The organism is Paraglaciecola sp. L3A3, assembly GCF_009796765.1.
In the GTDB taxonomy this organism is placed as follows: domain Bacteria; phylum Pseudomonadota; class Gammaproteobacteria; order Enterobacterales; family Alteromonadaceae; genus Paraglaciecola.
This window is the reverse complement of record NZ_CP047023.1, coordinates 66,427-83,953: the sequence shown is the minus strand read 5'-3', so window position 1 is coordinate 83,953 and position 17,527 is coordinate 66,427. Positions and strand designations below refer to the sequence as shown.

The 17,527-nt window shown below is 40.1% G+C and carries 12 protein-coding genes; 6 read left to right on the top strand and 6 right to left on the bottom strand.

The window, feature by feature from the left end; genetic code table 11:
• Positions 1-547 precede the first annotated feature (547 nt).
• Entirely contained in the window at positions 548-1,477 is a 930-nt protein-coding gene (locus tag GQR87_RS00305; protein ID WP_158965429.1) for a hypothetical protein, read from the top strand.
• Between the two features lie 47 nt (positions 1,478-1,524).
• On the top strand, positions 1,525-2,046 hold the full coding sequence (locus tag GQR87_RS00300) for a hypothetical protein (protein ID WP_158965427.1): 522 nt from the start codon (positions 1,525-1,527) through the stop codon (positions 2,044-2,046).
• Positions 2,047-2,373: 327 nt separating this feature from the next.
• On the opposite strand, the gene GQR87_RS00295 is transcribed toward GQR87_RS00300, so the two are convergent.
• The 6 genes from GQR87_RS00295 to GQR87_RS00270 all read right to left on the bottom strand — a co-directional run bounded on the left by GQR87_RS00295 (position 2,374) and on the right by GQR87_RS00270 (position 9,931).
• A complete protein-coding gene (locus GQR87_RS00295) occupies positions 2,374-3,936 on the bottom strand; it encodes a sulfatase (protein WP_158965425.1) in 1,563 nt (520 codons plus the stop codon).
• 51 nt (positions 3,937-3,987) lie between these two features.
• The gene (locus tag GQR87_RS00290) at positions 3,988-4,233 is read right to left on the bottom strand and encodes a Rho-binding antiterminator (RefSeq protein WP_158965422.1); all 246 of its coding nucleotides are present in this window, start codon (positions 4,231-4,233) and stop codon (positions 3,988-3,990) included.
• Between the two features lie 100 nt (positions 4,234-4,333).
• Complete coding sequence (locus tag GQR87_RS00285) at positions 4,334-5,830, bottom strand: sulfatase (protein ID WP_158965420.1); 1,497 nt, start codon at positions 5,828-5,830, stop codon at positions 4,334-4,336.
• 7 nt (positions 5,831-5,837) lie between these two features.
• Entirely contained in the window at positions 5,838-7,373 is a 1,536-nt protein-coding gene (locus GQR87_RS00280) for a sulfatase (protein WP_158965418.1), read from the bottom strand.
• Between the two features lie 92 nt (positions 7,374-7,465).
• Complete coding sequence (locus GQR87_RS00275; protein WP_158965416.1) at positions 7,466-8,419, bottom strand: DUF1080 domain-containing protein; 954 nt, start codon at positions 8,417-8,419, stop codon at positions 7,466-7,468.
• 57 nt (positions 8,420-8,476) lie between these two features.
• On the bottom strand, positions 8,477-9,931 hold the full coding sequence (locus GQR87_RS00270) for a sulfatase (protein ID WP_158965414.1): 1,455 nt from the start codon (positions 9,929-9,931) through the stop codon (positions 8,477-8,479).
• 191 nt (positions 9,932-10,122) lie between these two features.
• On the opposite strand from GQR87_RS00270, the gene GQR87_RS00265 reads away from it, so the two are divergent.
• The 4 genes from GQR87_RS00265 to GQR87_RS00250 all read left to right on the top strand — a co-directional run bounded on the left by GQR87_RS00265 (position 10,123) and on the right by GQR87_RS00250 (position 17,505).
• Positions 10,123-11,004: a c-type cytochrome gene (locus GQR87_RS00265; RefSeq protein WP_158965412.1), complete on the top strand. Its 882-nt coding sequence runs from the start codon at positions 10,123-10,125 to the stop codon at positions 11,002-11,004.
• Positions 11,001-12,542: a hypothetical protein gene (locus tag GQR87_RS22105; protein ID WP_199271664.1), complete on the top strand. Its 1,542-nt coding sequence runs from the start codon at positions 11,001-11,003 to the stop codon at positions 12,540-12,542. The genes GQR87_RS00265 and GQR87_RS22105 overlap by 4 nt, the downstream gene beginning before the upstream one ends.
• A 175-nt stretch (positions 12,543-12,717) precedes the next feature.
• The gene (locus tag GQR87_RS00255) at positions 12,718-16,335 is read left to right on the top strand and encodes a PVC-type heme-binding CxxCH protein (RefSeq protein ID WP_158965410.1); all 3,618 of its coding nucleotides are present in this window, start codon (positions 12,718-12,720) and stop codon (positions 16,333-16,335) included.
• Positions 16,336-16,341: 6 nt separating this feature from the next.
• Positions 16,342-17,505 carry a Gfo/Idh/MocA family protein gene (locus GQR87_RS00250; RefSeq protein ID WP_158965408.1) on the top strand — a complete coding sequence of 388 codons (1,164 nt, stop codon included), beginning with the start codon at positions 16,342-16,344 and terminating at the stop codon, positions 17,503-17,505.
• Positions 17,506-17,527: the final 22 nt, after the last annotated feature.

Here is a 17,527-nt window from a genome sequence, read left to right as displayed (position 1 = left end):
GAGATTAATAATACCAATCTAGTTAAACAGTGGATAACCCTGCAGTACTTTTAAAACCAGCTCCGATAATAATGTCACTAAATGGTTGGTTTTAAGAAAGTATGACGTTTAATTATTTAAGCCTATAGAAATAAGGTGTAACGATTAAACTAATTTCAGATTTACCTTGCTGAAGCATACCGAACATCTTTAATTATCCTTACTTAAGAGCTGAGAGCAAAATGACCGTTTTCTACTTTCCTACAATATTAGCCATCTTTAGCTATCGATATGAATGGTTGCAGTGTCAGATTTTTTTACAAAACTGTTTTGCACTTAGCGTTTAAAATTAAATTAATCATTTTAAATCAGATGCTTGAGAACAAGGCATATTTTATGCTTATCGGCTGAGGGCATGCAATGGATGCACTTTTAGGCTTCCTCTGTTGAAATCAATAATTTGAAAAGGTGTGCAACTCACGCAATTTCTAACGGTAGTTTATTTCAGTCCTTGAAACCAGAGCGACAAATACGCTCCTTTAATTTCCACAAAATACAGAGAAGTATTATGAAAAAAATATTAACTTACACTATGTTAGCATCACTTTCTTTGGGTACCATGGCTGCTAGTGCAACACCGTTATTCGATATTATAGTTGATTACAAACCCGCAGGTGAAACTGTCGATAACGGCGCCGGAAACCCAAATTCTCCGACCGAAGCTTTCTCAGCACGCCAGATACAATTATTTGGTGCAGCTGAAACATTCTGGGAATCAATGTTAGTTGGCTTTGAAGGTATTGCTAACCCAACCTATAACCTAACGGCTTGGTTGACTCCAGAAGACGGTGCTTACGGTTCTTTGGCGTTTGCTGGACCTAGAGCATGGGAAACAACAACTTCGGGCTTTGATCGCGCCACCGACGGCATCATGCAATTCGACGCCGATGATTTTGGTGCCAGCGCTGTTTCCCCACAGTCAGAACAATTATTTCTTGACTCTGCAATTCACGAAATAGCTCATGCATTAGGTTTTGGTACACAATTTTCTTTTAATAACCTAATCGATGTCAACGGCAACTACATCGGTGCTAATGCAGTTGACGCCTTCAATGTTGAGTACGGTACTAGTGAGACATCAATTGCCTTACAAGATGGCGGCGGCCACTGGGATGAGTGCTGGATTAAAGGTTTGTTCGGTCCGTGTTCACCAGAAGATGGTTCAGTAAATATTGGCTTATTCAATGATGTCGAACTGATGACGCCATTCGCAGTAGATGTTCCTGCTACTATTTCACCGGCCACCATCGCCGCTTTTAGTGATCTTGGTTACTTGACTATTAACCCATTCACAGATGTATCTTTGCCACTGGCAGCCGACATTCAATATAATGTTGCAGTGCCTGCGCCAGCCACAGGTTCACTGTTGTTCGCCGCGATGCTTGGCATGTATATATCAATACGTAGACGTAGTAACTCAGCTATAAAAGTTAACTAAGTCTGTCGGCGGCACAGTTCATGTGCCGCCTTTTTTTTAAGGAATCTATGCGCCTTTGTTTGTTGACTATGCTCTATTTGATGGGCTCAATATTCACCTCCCATGCTCAGAATATAAAACCAAACACTAATACTGTCATGATAACCTTCGATATGCGTGGCGGACAAAAACCCCGTACTACTGATGGTCCTGTTCTACAAATATATGTTAACCGCAAAGTCACTGCTCGAGCCTTAAAGCCGGGAGATCCACAAGTAAGCATTCAGCTAAGCAAGGAAGAACTAGACACTCTGCTCAAAGAGTTGATCGACGACACCAACATACTGGAAATAACCACTGCCAGTATTGAAGCTGAGTTAAGAAAACAAAACTCGCGACTACATCAGTTTCCAGATGCTCCCACGACATTTCTATCTATTCAACTGCAACAGGGAAGTACATTGATTAGCATCAAAGGGGTTTCTGCACTAGCCTATCTCGTTCCGGATGCTTCGTCTTTGCAAACTCTGTTCTCTATTCAACGACGCCTACTAAACCTATCCGAACAGGTTAACACTGAAAGAAAATGATTATTTTTGGTGAAATTTATGACTCTCTTTAGCAAGGCTGACACAAACTAATACCTAAACAACTTTAAAGAACAACAAGTAAAAAGCATTGAAACTAAGGTTAAGTTAAATGGTTTTTGGCGTGGTTATTTATTAGCAAGTCTATCTAAAACCGAAGAGTTTCAAACAGTTGAACAAGGTTTAGCTTTAATTGAAACCATGACCGAAGAAAAGCTACAAAGCGCAGCGAAAGATTTCTTAAACGAGCAAGACACACTTATCGCCACCTTACTGCCTGAAAACAAACCAGCCGACTGATACTAAACCAGCCCTTAACTTTGTTAGGGGCTAATGTTCCGCCCTTTCTATTAATTTATTGTCATTCAGCATTTGATACTCTTTTAAATACTTACCTCGTAAATATTTATCTTTATTCCCATAAAACGGGTAATCCCTCCAATGATCCAACCCTTGCATTCTGGGGTCTTGATCTTTGCTTAATTCACGCATTAGTTGAGCTTTTAATTGCTCTAATACTTGTTGATTCTGCACGTTATTAGCCACATTGTTAATTTGCTCAGGATCCGATGGCAAATGATACAACTCATCTTCGGGTAATTTAGAAAATGATAAATGATAGAGAGGCTCTATTTCAGGCGCATCTTTATTTTCTAATAGAAATGTTTTTGTAGGACCTGCATCAACATCACCAAAAATACCTTGATGACTAGCGATAAAATCTGGACTCCCCATAGGCCAGCGATCAGGATTAAAGTTGTGAATATACACCCAATCTTTAGTATGAATGACTCGGCGGCCATACACCTCACCATCAGGACGAGCCCATACATGACGCTCGAATCCTGTTAACGTGAATGTGCGTTTTGCATCAATTAAACCTGATTTATCCGATAACAAAATGGGCAACAAACTCTTGCCAGATAATCCAGCTGGAATTTCCGCCCCAGCAACATCTAAAAAAGTAGCGGCAAAATCGATATGATTAACAAAGTCTTCAATCACCCGCCCAGGTTTGATTTTATCGCCCCACATCATGGCTAAAGGCATTTGTACACCATAGTTATAGCTTGTCGCTTTAGCTCGAGGAAACGGCATACCATTATCAGAGGTATACACCACTAAGGTATTGTTTAGTTGCCCTATTTCCTCTAAATAATTTAAGGCATTAACTAGATGATTATCAGCCCACTGAATTTCAAAAAAATAGTCAGCTATGTCGTTTCTAATTGTTGTATTGTCAGGTAAAAAATCAGGCACTGTGACCATATCGGGATTAATACCATTTTCAGCGCCTATGCCTTTTTTATACGCTCTGTGAGGCTCTTTAGTGCCCAACCAAAAAAAGAACGGCTGCTCTTTTGGCTTATCTTGCATAAATTTAATAAACGAAGCTGAATAATTTTCAGAATTAATACCAAAGGGTGTTTTTTCGTGGGTTTTATACTCTTTATTGAATAATCCCTGCAGTTCATCTACCAGAGGATAAGTAGACTCAAAATTTTGATTGGCAGGAGAGTAAGACTTACCACTGACACCGACGGCATAACCTGCATCGGATAACAGCCGAGTGAAGACTTGATGATCCTTTTTCAAGCGCCCAAATAACAAACTGGCTTCTCGGTTACGCCAAAACGATTTTCCAGTCAAAATACTTGCTCGTGAAGGCGCACAGGATGCCACCCCAGTAAAAGAATGGGTGAAATAGGCACCTTGATTAGCCAATCTATCAAAACCAGGGGTGTGTAGCTGTTGAGCGCCAGCATAAGAGGTGTGCACTGAACTTTGATCATCACTGAGCACAAATAAAATATTTGGCCGTGATTCTTTAGCTACTAAATTACCTGTAAATAATACAGCCATAAACACTAACAAAAGGTTTTGTAATTTCATCCCATCTCCCTAACTTATTAATGAATACTTAACTGTAATATTACCAATACTCTAGTCGAACAAAACTTCTTTAAAATGAGGGTTTTCGATACATACCTGCAATTTGGCTATGTTATCTAACACCACTAATTCATCTATTTTGTTATACACTATTTTTATACATTCTTGCCCAGATCCGTTTCTCTGAGTGTCGACCGCTTGGCCTTCAATAATTTCACCAGACTTCATGAATAGCTTGATTGTGTAACGATACAAACAGACTATTTCAATGTAATCGTAATTACCGCAACTAATCATTCGCTACCCTCTAAAAACTTGGCCATCAATCATAGTTGAAATTGATAGCATATTTTTATCAGAGATCTTGCATATCGAGTACCTAAGCAGTAGGCCTCACTCATTTTTGTAAACCTCTACGTTTTAATATGTCTGCCATTTTTTGCACATTTTCAGCATATTCTTTTTGCCGGTAAGGGTGATATTGGTCAAATATGTCGCCATTACCCAAAACTCTTGGGTCTTGTTGTTGTTTCAATTGGCTAAATAAATCCTGCTGCATGGACTGTTTAACAGCGGCGTACTGGGGATCTTCAGCTAAGTTATTTATACATTCAGGATCTTTGACAATGTTGTACAACTCTTCTTGAGGGCGTTTACCAAAAGACAGTGCATAGGCTTTGCTGCCTTTTTGATTAAACATTAAATCTGATTTTGTCGGACTGCCGTCAGTATCTTTCAAACCTGCTTCCCAGGTCCCCACTGGCCAACGCTCAGGTTTAAAGTTATGCATATATACAAATTCCCCTTTATGTAAACTACGTACGGGGTAACTCCAACCATTAGGCCTAGCCATATCATTACGCTCTCGGCCGGTTAATACAGTGTTTCGACCAGTTATTTTTGCTGCGAATATGTCAGTTAAACTTTTACCTTCAAAGGGTAACATCTTAGTTTTGTTAATATCTATGTTGGCAATATCGAGAAAGGTAGGAGCAAGGTCGATAAAACTAGCAAAGTGGTTTTCTTCCCGCCCCGGATTGACAATTTTGCCAGGCCAAGCCACAACAAAGGGCACTCGGGTAGCAAACTCATGGGGGTGACCTTTGTACCGCGGAAAAGGCATAGCATTGTCTGATGTCACAATCACGATTGTGTTATCTAACTCGCCTATGGACTTTATATGGTCGAGTATTTTGCCTAGGTGGTTATCGAAATATTCCACTTCAATGGCGTAGTCTAAAACATCGTGTTTAGAGGCTTCTGAGCCGCCCCAGAATGACGGAGTAAAATCGAGGTTTTCCAGTTTTTTACCTAACCTAACACCAGATTTGTATTCGTAACCTCGGTGTGGCTCTTTAGCCCCATACCAAAAGAAAAAGGGCTGATTTTTAGGTTTGTCTTGCATAAACTTTTTGAAGTTTGCCGTGTAATCAGAGGTGAACATTTTGCTAGTAGGGGTTTTATCCATCTTTATCTGATTGTATTGCCTGCCGGTTAAGGTACGATTTTTGGGATGAATACCGGGGTTCCAACCTTTCCCTGTGAAACCGGTGAAATACCCATTTTGTTCTAGTACTTCAATAACGCTTATGTATTTTTCTGGCCAAGTGGGTTTGTGATTAGCGAGCTCTTCTAGCTGCCATGGATTACGCCCAGTCAATATTACCGCTCTAGAAGGAGAACACTTGCTACTTGGGGTGTACATACGATTAAAGCGAATGCCTTGTTCGCCAATAGAATCAAAATTAGGCGTGTTTAAAAACTTATAACCATAGGCACTGGCGTGAGACATATCGTCGGCCACCGCAAATAAAATATTAACAGGCTTGGCTGCGTGAACCTTATTAAACAACAGTAGCAAGGCACAAAAACTTAAACTCAGTTTTTTTAACATATGAACTTTACTCTTTGGTTAAATCTAACGCAGGCAAAAAGCCATTGTTTAGCTGCTTAATTTTTGCCAGCAATTTGGCCACCACTTTAGGATTTTGCGCTGCGACATTGGTTGTTTCGTTTGGATCTTCATCATGGTCAAACAACATTTTGTGCTGTGAATGACCATCGTCGAAAACCGCCAGCCGGTATTTGTCTGTACGTAAACTTAAGATGTCACGCCAGTAACTCATCACCGCATCTTTGCCTTGTGCTTGAGGATCGGTTAACAACTGAACAAAGCTCTGTCCTTCTATACCTTGTGGTTTTTCTAACCCTGCTAAATCACATAAAGTAGGGTAAATATCGATAGAAGCGACGAGTCCATCTGTTGTTACTCCTGCATATTTCATGTCAGGTGTTTTCACCAAAAAGGCACTATTTAACGCTCTATCAAATGAACTATGTTTACCCCAAATAGTGTGGTCACCCAAATGCCAGCCATGATCGCCCCAGACCACCACTATGGTATTTTTGTCTAAGCCCGTTTGTTTGAGTTTATTAAGCACTTTACCTACTTGAGCATCTACATAACTCACCGACGCATAGTTAGCATGAAGTACTTGTCTAGCGTATTTGTCGCTCATCTTTTTATTTTCTTGGGCTTTTGCTCTTTCTTCAGCTGGCGAGTAGTACTTACTAAAGAATTCACCGCTATCATGTAAAAACCGTTTATCGACACCTTTAGGAGCATGAGGATTTGGAGACAAGGGGATGTATTCGCGCTGATACAAATCCCAGTATTTTTTAGGGGCATTAAAGGGCAAGTGTGGTTTAAAGAAACCTACCGCCATAAAAAATGGCTGCTTACTTTTAGCCCGTTTTGCTAACTCTGCTACAGCTTGTTCTGCCAATAAACCATCTGGGTAATCCGTGTCTTGTAAATCTAACATTTCAAAAGGAGGAGTCGTTTTTACATCTCGGGATATACCTTCAGCGTAGGTATGCAGTACGCTTCCCTTCCAGGGCCATTTAACCTTTACATAATTACTCCAACTATGGGGCAACTCTAGTTCGGCTTTGAGACTTTTGCCGTTTTTGTCTTTAGGACTGTAATATCCACCAGCCTGATGGGTGATCTTGCCCATTCCTACTGTGTAATAACCATTTTGTTTAAAATGATGAATAAATGACTCTGGACTGTTTGGTTCAGCAGTTCCGTACAAGGCTTTACCCAAAACACCGTGATTAATACTAGCTCGAGACTTAGTATTCATGCCCGTTAACAAGCTTGCTCTTGAAGGCCCACATGTGGGCACTTGTACATAATGGCGGTTAAACAATCGACCTTGCTGGGCCAGTTTATCTAAATTTGGCGTGATGATATGTTTGTCACCGTAAGCCCCTAAATTGGCTCGCAAATCATCAATAGAAATAAACAAAACATTAGGCTTTTGCCCTTGATGACTGGAGCCTGCGAAAGTAGGCATTAAACTATTTAGCAAAACCAAGCTGCTAAGGGCGCATATTTTAAAAAACCACTTATTACCTATAGAAATTTGCATACTTGTTTTAGACCTTTATTGATTCTGCTGGCCAGCAGGAGTGGATTGGTACCAAATTTGCCCCACTTGCCTATTGATATTCATTTCATGACCTAATGTTTAACAAGCCAAATATTGCGATATTGCACTGGGTTATGATGGTTTTGCATATAGATAGGCCCTTTGGATAACTCTTCTTTTTTACTTTGGCTACCAGTGCCTTTTTGTATCTCTACATCATCATGAATTTTTAGCCCGTTGTGGATCACACTAATACGCGCATTGGCTATTTTTTTATCATCTGCAAAGCGTGCGGCAGTAAAATGTATGTCATAACTTTGCCAAGTAAGCGGAGGTAAACTCATATTGATTAAAGGAGCATTCACCTTATAAATAGCCCCATTACAACTGGCCGGAGATGCCATGGTGAAATTTTGCTTTTTCCATACAGACTCACTGTAAGGTAAGGCAAAACAATCCATAATTTGTACTTCATAACGTTTCAATAAATAGAAACCACTATTGCCTCGGTCAGCATTACCGACAGGCCTTGCAGGTTTATAAGGAGTGCGAAACTCTGCATGTAAATGAAAATCGGTGAAATCGTCATTTATCAAAGCCCCGGCTAACAATAATTCATCCACTACTTTGCCGTTCAATATTGGCGATTTTTTGCCATCAAAAATAATTTGTGCATCTTCTGGTGCTGGGTAACTAGCCGATAGAACACCTCTATCCACTTTATCAAAGCCAATTAATAACTGCTTAAGTTGTTGTTTAGATAAGCGCTTATACTCAGCCGATTTATTATCCCAACCCGCACCTGGTAAGCCACCTTGATAAATAGCAACATAGAATTGATTACCATCAGGATTCACTTGCAAAGCTTGATTTGCTTTTGTGTACTCTCCCATATATTTAAAACTATCGTGCTCTTTGGCTGCCAATATAGGATCGGTCCAAGTGGGCGTGGGTTCAGGTTTTGCTGCCCAAACACTACAAGATAAAATGACTGACACAGCTGTGCTTAATAATAATTGACCGCACTGTTTTTTGCTAAAGTTCATGAGGAGTTCCTTTGAATCTGAATCGAATTTGTTGTGTTTGTGGCGTATAACTATGCACTAAAATTTGTCATTTTTAGTCATACGCGCTTTTAATATGGGTAACATCTGATTGACTATTTCAGGATGCTGCGCCGCCACATTATGGGTTTCTTTTGCTTGGCTGTTGTGATCATACAAAGCCACGTCTTTACCGTTAAATAAGGTCAGTCGATAGCCTTGCATGCGTAATGTATGGTTTTTACCACGGTAAGAATAAGCGTAATGACCACCGGCTTCTGGATCGTCTAATTGCGCCAGCATAGGCCTGCCGTGAATATTCTCTGGATCAGGTAATCCTGCTAAACGAGTGACTGTAGGAAAAACCCCTGCCGCTTCGACAACAGCTGTAGTGCTTTCACCACGCTTAGGCATACCTGGATATGAAATCAATAATGGCGAGCGTAAACCTTCTTCGAATAAATTATGCTTACCCCAAATGGCATGTTCACCTAAATTCCAACCATGATCTCCCCACAGCACCACTATAGTATTTTTATCTGCGCCAGAATCTTTCAGCTGTTTAAGTATTTTGCCCACCTGTGCATCTGCATAACTGACACTAGCGGCATAATGGCGACGTACTTTTTCAGCGAAACCCTTATCAGTAATAGGGTTTTTACCCCAGCGATTATACTTCATAAATTCACCCGACTTATGCCAAGTAGATAATCCTTGGGGTTTATTCGGGTAAGGGTTTTCTGGGAACTCTACACCGTCATACAAATCCAAATATTTTTTCGGTGCACCAAAAGGCAAGTGAGGTTTGATAATACCCACAGCTAAAAAGAATGGTTTTTCTTTATCTTGGCTCAGCACCTTCAATTGTTTGAGTGCCTCTTCAGTAATCAACCCGTCTGGATAAATGTTATCGCTGCCCTCTACCGATTGTAACAAGTCCATATTTTTAGCATTTTTACGTACTTCACCATGGGCTAAGCCATGCATCATGCCTGAAGGCGTTTTCCATGCACCCACGGGCATTAGATGCCGTGTCCAAGCATTGGGCATTTCCAATTGAGTATCATCTACCCAGCCTTTACCGCCACGTCCACCGGGTAAATGGGAAACCTTGCCCACAGACACTGTTGTATAACCGTTCTGTTTAAACCATTCAGGCATACTGGGTGGAATATCTTTCGCACCTTCCCGGATGGCTTTACCTCTTACTTGTAAAGCGCTATTGTCACTCGGCCCATAGCGACCGGTTAATAAAGAATATCGAGAAGGTCCGCAACTTGGTGCATTGACATATTGATTTAAAAATATTCGACTGTTTTCTGCTAGGGCATCAATATTGGGAGAAACAATATGATGCGCGCCAAATGACTTAAGTTCCGGTCGCAGATCATCAATAAATAAAAATAGAATATTTTTTTGCTGTACTATTTTTTTCTGTTTATTTTCCACAGCAGTTATTGTTGTACAGGCACTACAGAGCCAAGTTAACAAACACAATTGAAGTAATTCTTTCATTTATTCACCTAATACCAATAAGCCAAGCCATCAGACCAAATCACCAATATGTTAACGACAATAACATATAAAGTTAAATTTCCCATATAAAAACCATGTTTTATGCTTGAAAAACAATCCTACTATCCTATACTGAATTTTTTGGACTGACCAAAATACCACTATGAAAAATAGTATCAAGAGGCATTACCTTGAAAAATTTTAATTTTATTACTGCAGTTGTATTGATATTTTCCTTACATGCGCCAGCAATAGCGGACGAACAACAAATAGGTAGCCAAGCTTATAATCAAAATTGTAAAGCTTGTCACAGCGCAGATCGATTTAGTGTGGGTCCTTCATTAGTAGAAATTCGCACTAAATACCCGAAAGAAAAACGACAAGCCTTTTTAGATTGGGCAAATAATCCCGGTAAGGTAAACCCTAAAACCATTCAAATGCCTGCCATGGCTCATGTAGGAAATGACAAACTGGCAGCCATTCATGACTATATTTTACTTTCAACCAAGTTCTTGAATGAGCGAAAGCCTAAACCTAAATTTTCATTTAAAGCACCACAAAAAACCTATCCTTTTGTGAAACGTGCTTTTATGCCATTCACTAGCCCAGCCTCTATTTTTGTGGCATTAAACGAGGAGCTAGGTATTGTTTGGGACACAACAAAATTAACTACTCGCTATGCGGTAGCTGGCAGACAAAACATATTTAGTGGTGAAAACAGGATAGAGCAAGTACGTCCATTTGTGTTTTATAGTGAAACGGCCGATACGTTTTGGTCAATAGCCAATGACAATAATTTCAATTTTGCAGGATACCGACTAGTTAACGGCTTACCCAATTTTTTATATTCAATAGGTGGCGCCAGTATTAGTGAGCAAATTGAACGGGGTAATAAGCCAAAAAGCTTCAAACGCCGCTATACAATCAAAGGCTTAAAGCAAGGACTCACCCTCGATCTTGCTCATCAAGGTTCAGCGCAGATCACCGCAGACCAAGGTCAGTTAGAGAACAATCGACTAACCCTCACCCCAGCCCAAGCAAAAAACTTTACAATTGAGGTAACTTTCCCATGATCCGCCCTACTCTATTTTCATTAGTGGCATTGTTTGCTGTCACAGCTGCTGTCAACACAAGCACCAGCTTAGCTGAAGAACAAACAAACCCATGGCTGAATTACTATACCATTGAAGATATTGCTATTCCAAAAGGTGTAGACCCACAAATCAGTGGTTTAGAAGCTTTAAAAAACGGCACCATAGCCGCCAGTTTTCATGATGGAAACTTGCTTATTCTCGATCCAAAGACTTTGGACTGGAGCAAATACGCAACGGGTTTACACGAACCTTTAGGCATTAAAGAAGATAAAACAGGCGCATTAGTGGTAGCCCAAATGGCCGAGTTAACCAGATTGGTTGATGAAGATAGCGACGGACAAGCAGATCTATACCAAACCTTATCTGAAGACTTTGGCATTACAGGTAACTACCACGAGTTTGCTTTTGGTCCAGCTATGGATTCAAAGGGCAATATGTTTATATCGTTAAATGTTGCATCGAATCACGCAGGCATATTCCAAGAAATTCGCGGCCCATATAATCAGTTATGTCCCCCTCAAGAAGAAATGAAGAAGTGGCATGATAAAGAAGCTTTCAAAAAAACCGGTCAATCAGCGGGTCGTATGTTTTCTTGTGCTCCTTACCGTGGCTGGATATTGAAGATCACTCCAGAAGGTGAAACTATTCCTTATGCATCAGGTTTACGTTCACCTAATGGTATCCATATCGACAAACAAGACCGCTTATGGGTCACTGATAATCAAGGTGACTGGATAGGTACAAGTCCACTTCACCTTGTTGAAGAAGGTGATTTTTTAGGTCACCCCGCTTCATTATTATGGAAAAAAGGTTGGAGTAAAAAAGCCATAGAGATTGTCCCTTCAGATTTAGAGGCAATGCGTAAACCAGCAGTCGCCTTATTCCCCCAAGGTGAATTGGCGAACTCACCCACACAACCCATTAATACAATTGATCCTGAAAAGTTTGGACTACCAGAAGGCGAGCTGATTATTGGCGACATGAATCAAAACAACTTAATTCGATTTATCCCTGATGAAGTAAAAGGCACCATGCAAGGAACCGTTTTACCTTTCATTAATGGCGATGAGTTAGGCATAGGTAATAATCGTTTTACATTTACTGACGATGGTTCGTTATGGGTAGGTAAAATGTATTATCGCTGGGCGGGCGATATAGGTATCAAAAAAATCAGTTGGAATAAAAAACCCTTCTTATACATTAAAAAAGTCAGCCAAGTAAAAAATGGTCTAGCTATTGAGTTTAGTCAACCTATGCCAGAGTTATTACCCGAGATATTAGTGTCGCGCCATACCTATCACTACCATAGCCAATATGGTTCAGAAAAAGTGGATTTAACCACAGTACCTGTTGTGACTAAATCTCTAGATAAAACCAATACTATATTAACAGTGACCTTTAACGAATTAACCGAAAACCGTTTATATACTGTAGAAATCAATCATGCCAAAGACAGAAAAAACCGTCCTTTGATGGGTGATCTCTTTTGGTATAACCTAGTTAAACGTAAATATTAGGCTTATTTGTTCTTATAAGAACAAATCTATCAGACCAAAATAAAGGTAAACTAGGTTTTTTTAGTTAAAAACTTAGTTTTAGCTTTATTTATTTACATTAATTACTTGAAAATACAGGTGCGCCTTTTATACTGGCTAAATTGGTCAGTCCAAAAAAAATTAGAGTTGCTATAATATGAAACCATCAAATTTGTCTACTTCATCAAAACTAAAAACAGTTTTTGTTGGAGTGCTGTTCTCCGCTACTTTGCTCCAATCTTGCTCAATTCACGAAGAAGCGTCTGCTAAATCACCCAGTCAGGCTAAAGTTGAAAAAGCCGACGCAGGCTGGCGCTCTTTAATTGCAGATGGCAATTTAGATGCATGGAAAAAAATAGGCGGTAATGCGGGTTACGTGCTTGAAGATGACACTATTATTGGTACTAGTATCGCAAGCCGCGATAGCACTTACTTCACCACAGGTGAAATATTTAGCGACTTTATTTTTGAAGTTGATGTTCAGGCCGAGGCACCACTTAATTCTGGTGTGCAGTTCCGTAGTAAGAAAATCCAAGGGAATAGAGGTGCAACAGTAGCCGGTTACCAAATGGAAATAGACACGGCCCCTCGCGCTTGGAGTGGAGGTATTTTTGATCAAGGTCGTCGTGGCTGGTTATACACATTAAGTCGCAATGAGAGTTGCAGTAAAGAATTCAAAGTAGATGGTTGGAATAAATATCGCGTAGAAGCGGTAGGTCAGAGTATTCGTACTTATATTAACAATGTGCCTTGTAGTAACTTAATTGATGATTTGAGTCCAACAGGCTTTATTGCTTTGCAGATCCACAGTGCCGGTGGCGACAAGGTGAATAAAACAGTTAAATGGCGCGATCCTAAAATTTTAACTAACAATATCAAAGATCATGTCAACAAACCTGCTGACATTGAACAGTTTAGTTATATCAACAACCAAATAACAACCGAACAACAAGCTAATGGTTGGCAGTTATTATGGGATGGTCAATCTAACACTTCACCACAACAAACGGGCGACTGGAAAATTAAAAACCAAGCGTTGAAAGCAGATGCTAAACAACAAAAAAATAGCTTAACTATCCCTGTCACTAGCCATTATTTTGAACTGGAGTTTGATGTTAACTCTTCTGATAATGCAGATAACGGCATTCACTATTTACGTGACACAAATGGTAAAGGTTTTGAATTTCAGTTATCTAGTGAAACCACAGTGGAACAAACCGCTAATAATAATCAAGCTATGGGCGCCATTGTCGGGCGAGTTGCTCCTACCAATTTAACCGAACCAAAAGGCTGGGGAAGCTTGCGCATTGGTAAAGGTTGGAATCGAGTACGCCTAGTGGTGAAAGGCTCACAAATAGAGCACTGGATCAACAATATCAAAATGGTCGATTACCAATATATTGGTGTCATTCCTAAAACTGTCAACCCTGTGATTGTTGAAAATAGCAAAGGCTCAATAGAAGTTAAAAACCTTAAATTACGCAATTTGCCAAAACCTGAAGGTATCTCTAAAAAGTCAAATCCGGGTGACAGAGAAGGCCACGTCATGAAAAAGGTAGTGCCTGAAAATATTATTCCTGAAGCCCCAATATTAAGTATTGAACAAGCCATGAACTCGTTTGTGGTGCATCCTGATTTTGCAGTTGAAGTTATCGCCGATAGCCCTTTAATATTCGATCCGGTTTTTGCAATCTATGATTCTGCAGGCCGTGTTTGGGCATTAGAAATGACCACTTATATGCAAGACACATTGGCGACAGGTGAAATGAAACACGACAGCCAAATCGTGATGCTAACCGACACTGACCAAGACGGCACCATGGATACCCGCCAAGTAGTCTTACCGAATTTAATATTGCCCAGAGCGTTAGCCTTTATCGATAAAGGTATTATTTGGGCTGATAATACCAGTTTATATTTTTCTGAATTATCAGAAACCGATGGCAAAGTGAGTTTAGTCAAAACAGAAATGGTTGATAAAGACTATGCCAAAGGCGGCAATGTAGAACACAAACCAAACGGCTTATTATTTAGTTTAGATAACTGGTACTACAGCGCTAAATCAAGTAAACGTTATCGTCCCTACCCTTTAGCGGTAGATCTTCCTAAAGATACTAAAGAAATCTACCGCAACAAATATTGGAAAATGGCAGTAGGTCCCACTGAATTTAGAGGTCAATGGGGAATTACCCAAGATGATTATGGACGCCACTACTTTTTAGATAACTCATCACCTTTGCGTACTACCTCATATTTACCTAATGTCGTTTATCGCAACAAAAAGCAAGCCTTTCCGAAAGAGCTGATAAACCAAAATGTAGGCCGCAATGACATTTACCCGATTCGTGTGACTCCTGGGATTAACCGTGGTTACATGGAAGGTATGTACGACAAAGACTTTAAACTAAAAGGCAATACCGCAGCTGGTGGCCCTGTTTTTTATCGTGGCAATCAATATCCTGAACAATATCGCCACATTAGTTTGGTCACTGAGCCTGCTGCTAACTTAATGCGAGCCAATAAAGTCATTGATACAAATGGTCAAGTGACGGGTAAAAATCTATTTGAAAAACAAGAAATTTTAGCCTCAACCGATGAAAGATTTCGCCCTGTAAACACTAACAACACACCAGATGGCACTGTGATGATAGTAGATTTTTACCACGGTATTTTACAACACCGTACGTATTTAACCACTTACTTGTCAGATCAAATCAAATCTCGAGATCTAGAGCGAAGCAAACATATTGGTCGTTTATACCGCCTTAAATCTAAAACTAACCCTATGCCTAAAGTTGACTATTTAAATGACTTGTCAGCAGCTGAACTTGTACCATTTTTGGCTCATGATAATGGCTGGCACCGAGACATGGCGCAACAGTTATTAGTAATGAAACAAGACTCGTCAGTTATTCAAGCGTTACAAAAAATGGTGACGACCAGCGACAACCATTTAGCGCAAATCAAAGCCTTATGGGTATTAGAAGGCTTAGGTCAAAATAAGTTCGACATACTTAAACAGGCGGCCACTACTAACAATGCCAAAGTGAAATCTAGTATCTATCGTTTAGTTGAATTGCTACCTAGCTCTTCAGCCATTAAGACTTGGTTGGCACAACAAAGCCAAAGCGTTAGCCAAGAAGCTGCCCAAGCATTAGTGTTAGCGGCAGGTACACATCAAGCTTGGCCTGCCACGGCTAATATCATTAATAAATATGGTAACTCGGCTTTTGTAGAAGCCAGTTTAGCCAATCATGAAGCTGACTTTTTAGCTTCTCAGCAAAACAATATTCAACCTGAGGCAGCCGCAGAAATTGCCAAATTAAGCAACACTGTGCTGAAAACTAAGAAAAAATTAACAGGCAGCCTAGCCAAGAGTGCCGCCAAAGGTAAATTGTTATTTAATGGTGAAGCGGGATGTTTTGGCTGTCATGGTGCTGATGGTGAAGGTAACCCTGCCATTCCACCTTTAAATAAAAGTGAATGGGTAACAGGCGACCCTAAACGTTTAGCCGGTATTTTATTACACGGTTTTAGTGGCCCAATTACCGTAAAAGGTAAAACTTACGATAGTGGTATGGTCATGCCTGGCATGGCACAAGCGCCTAATATTAGTGATGAAGACATAGCTGATATAGCCACGTATATTCGCAATGCATGGAACAACAGAGCAAGTGAAGTATCCTCTAGTACAATACAAAGCGTGCGTTATCACACCGAAGATCAAGACATGCCGTATACCAACGAAACCATCAAAAAAATGAGAGTGCACTAGATTATTATGAGCAAACAAATCATTAAATTAGGTGTCATTGGCTTAGGTAATATCGCCCAGCAGCATATTAATAATATTACCTCTGGCGCGGTAGAACATTGCCAAATCACCGCTCTATGTGCTCGCAACAACACTGGACTAGCTGATGAGCTTAGTGCTCAACACTTTACTAACTATCAAGAATTAATTGATTCTGGCAGTGTTGATGCAGTACTAATTGCCACGCCGACCTTGTCACATTTTGCTATCGCCAAATATGCTTTGGAAAAGGGCTTACATGTAATGCTTGAAAAGCCAATTGGTTTATCAAGCTGGGAAGGCGAACAACTGGTTAAAATCAAACCGGCTAACACTCAATTTGCCTTGATGTTAAATCAACGTACCGACCCTACTTTCAAGAAAATGAAAGAGGTTATCGACAGTGGTATTTTAGGTGACATTCAACGTACCCATTGGACCATGACCAATTGGTTTCGCCCTGACATTTACTTTCAAGTCAGTGACTGGCGCGCCACATGGAAAGGAGAAGGTGGCGGGTTATTGGTTAATCAATGTATCCATAACCTAGATATTTTTCAGTGGATCTGCGGCGTACCTAACGAAATCACCGCCTTTTGTGAGTTTGGTAAATATCACAACATAGAAGTCGAAGACGAAGTCACGGCTTACTTACGTTACAACAATAAAGCCACAGGTGTTTTTATTGGCTCGACTGGTGAAGCGCCTGGTGTTAATCGTTTTGATATTATTGGTGATAAAGGCAGTCTTCATTTTACTGTTGTTGACGGGAGTGGCAAGTTAACACAAAAATTAAATGATCAAAGTACCGCCACCTTTTGTGCCAATACTGACGAAATGTTTGGTATGCCCAAAGTGACAACCACTGACATCAGCATCTCTGACAAAGTCAATCAACACGCTATTATCATGAATAATTTTATCCAAGCTATACAAGGTGATGCTGAGTTAATCGCTCCCGCAGAAGACGGTTTAGCGTCTTTAGATATAGCGAATGCCATGCTGCAATCAACTTGGAACAAACAATCGGTTGCATTGCCTTTAGACAGACAAAAATACCAAACATTATTAACCGAAAAAGCTTCGCATTCAATCTTAAGAGAAAAGTCGAATGCACAAGCTAAAGTCGATATGAACGCTTCGTATCGTTAGTGGCAATTACTCACAAATTAAT

Bases quoted from the DNA above. Each gene is read 5' to 3' on its own strand.
- GQR87_RS00305 (WP_158965429.1), top strand. From the start codon at position 548: ATGAAAAAAATATTAACTTACACTATGTTAGCATCACTTTCTTTGGGT.
- GQR87_RS00300 (WP_158965427.1), top strand. From the start codon at position 1,525: ATGCGCCTTTGTTTGTTGACTATGCTCTATTTGATGGGCTCAATATTC.
- GQR87_RS00295 (WP_158965425.1), bottom strand. From the start codon at position 3,936: ATGAAATTACAAAACCTTTTGTTAGTGTTTATGGCTGTATTATTTACA.
- GQR87_RS00290 (WP_158965422.1), bottom strand. From the start codon at position 4,233: ATGATTAGTTGCGGTAATTACGATTACATTGAAATAGTCTGTTTGTAT.
- GQR87_RS00285 (WP_158965420.1), bottom strand. From the start codon at position 5,830: ATGTTAAAAAAACTGAGTTTAAGTTTTTGTGCCTTGCTACTGTTGTTT.
- GQR87_RS00280 (WP_158965418.1), bottom strand. From the start codon at position 7,373: ATGCAAATTTCTATAGGTAATAAGTGGTTTTTTAAAATATGCGCCCTT.
- GQR87_RS00275 (WP_158965416.1), bottom strand. From the start codon at position 8,419: ATGAACTTTAGCAAAAAACAGTGCGGTCAATTATTATTAAGCACAGCT.
- GQR87_RS00270 (WP_158965414.1), bottom strand. From the start codon at position 9,931: ATGAAAGAATTACTTCAATTGTGTTTGTTAACTTGGCTCTGTAGTGCC.
- GQR87_RS22105 (WP_199271664.1), top strand. From the start codon at position 11,001: ATGATCCGCCCTACTCTATTTTCATTAGTGGCATTGTTTGCTGTCACA.
- GQR87_RS00255 (WP_158965410.1), top strand. From the start codon at position 12,718: ATGAAACCATCAAATTTGTCTACTTCATCAAAACTAAAAACAGTTTTT.
- GQR87_RS00250 (WP_158965408.1), top strand. From the start codon at position 16,342: ATGAGCAAACAAATCATTAAATTAGGTGTCATTGGCTTAGGTAATATC.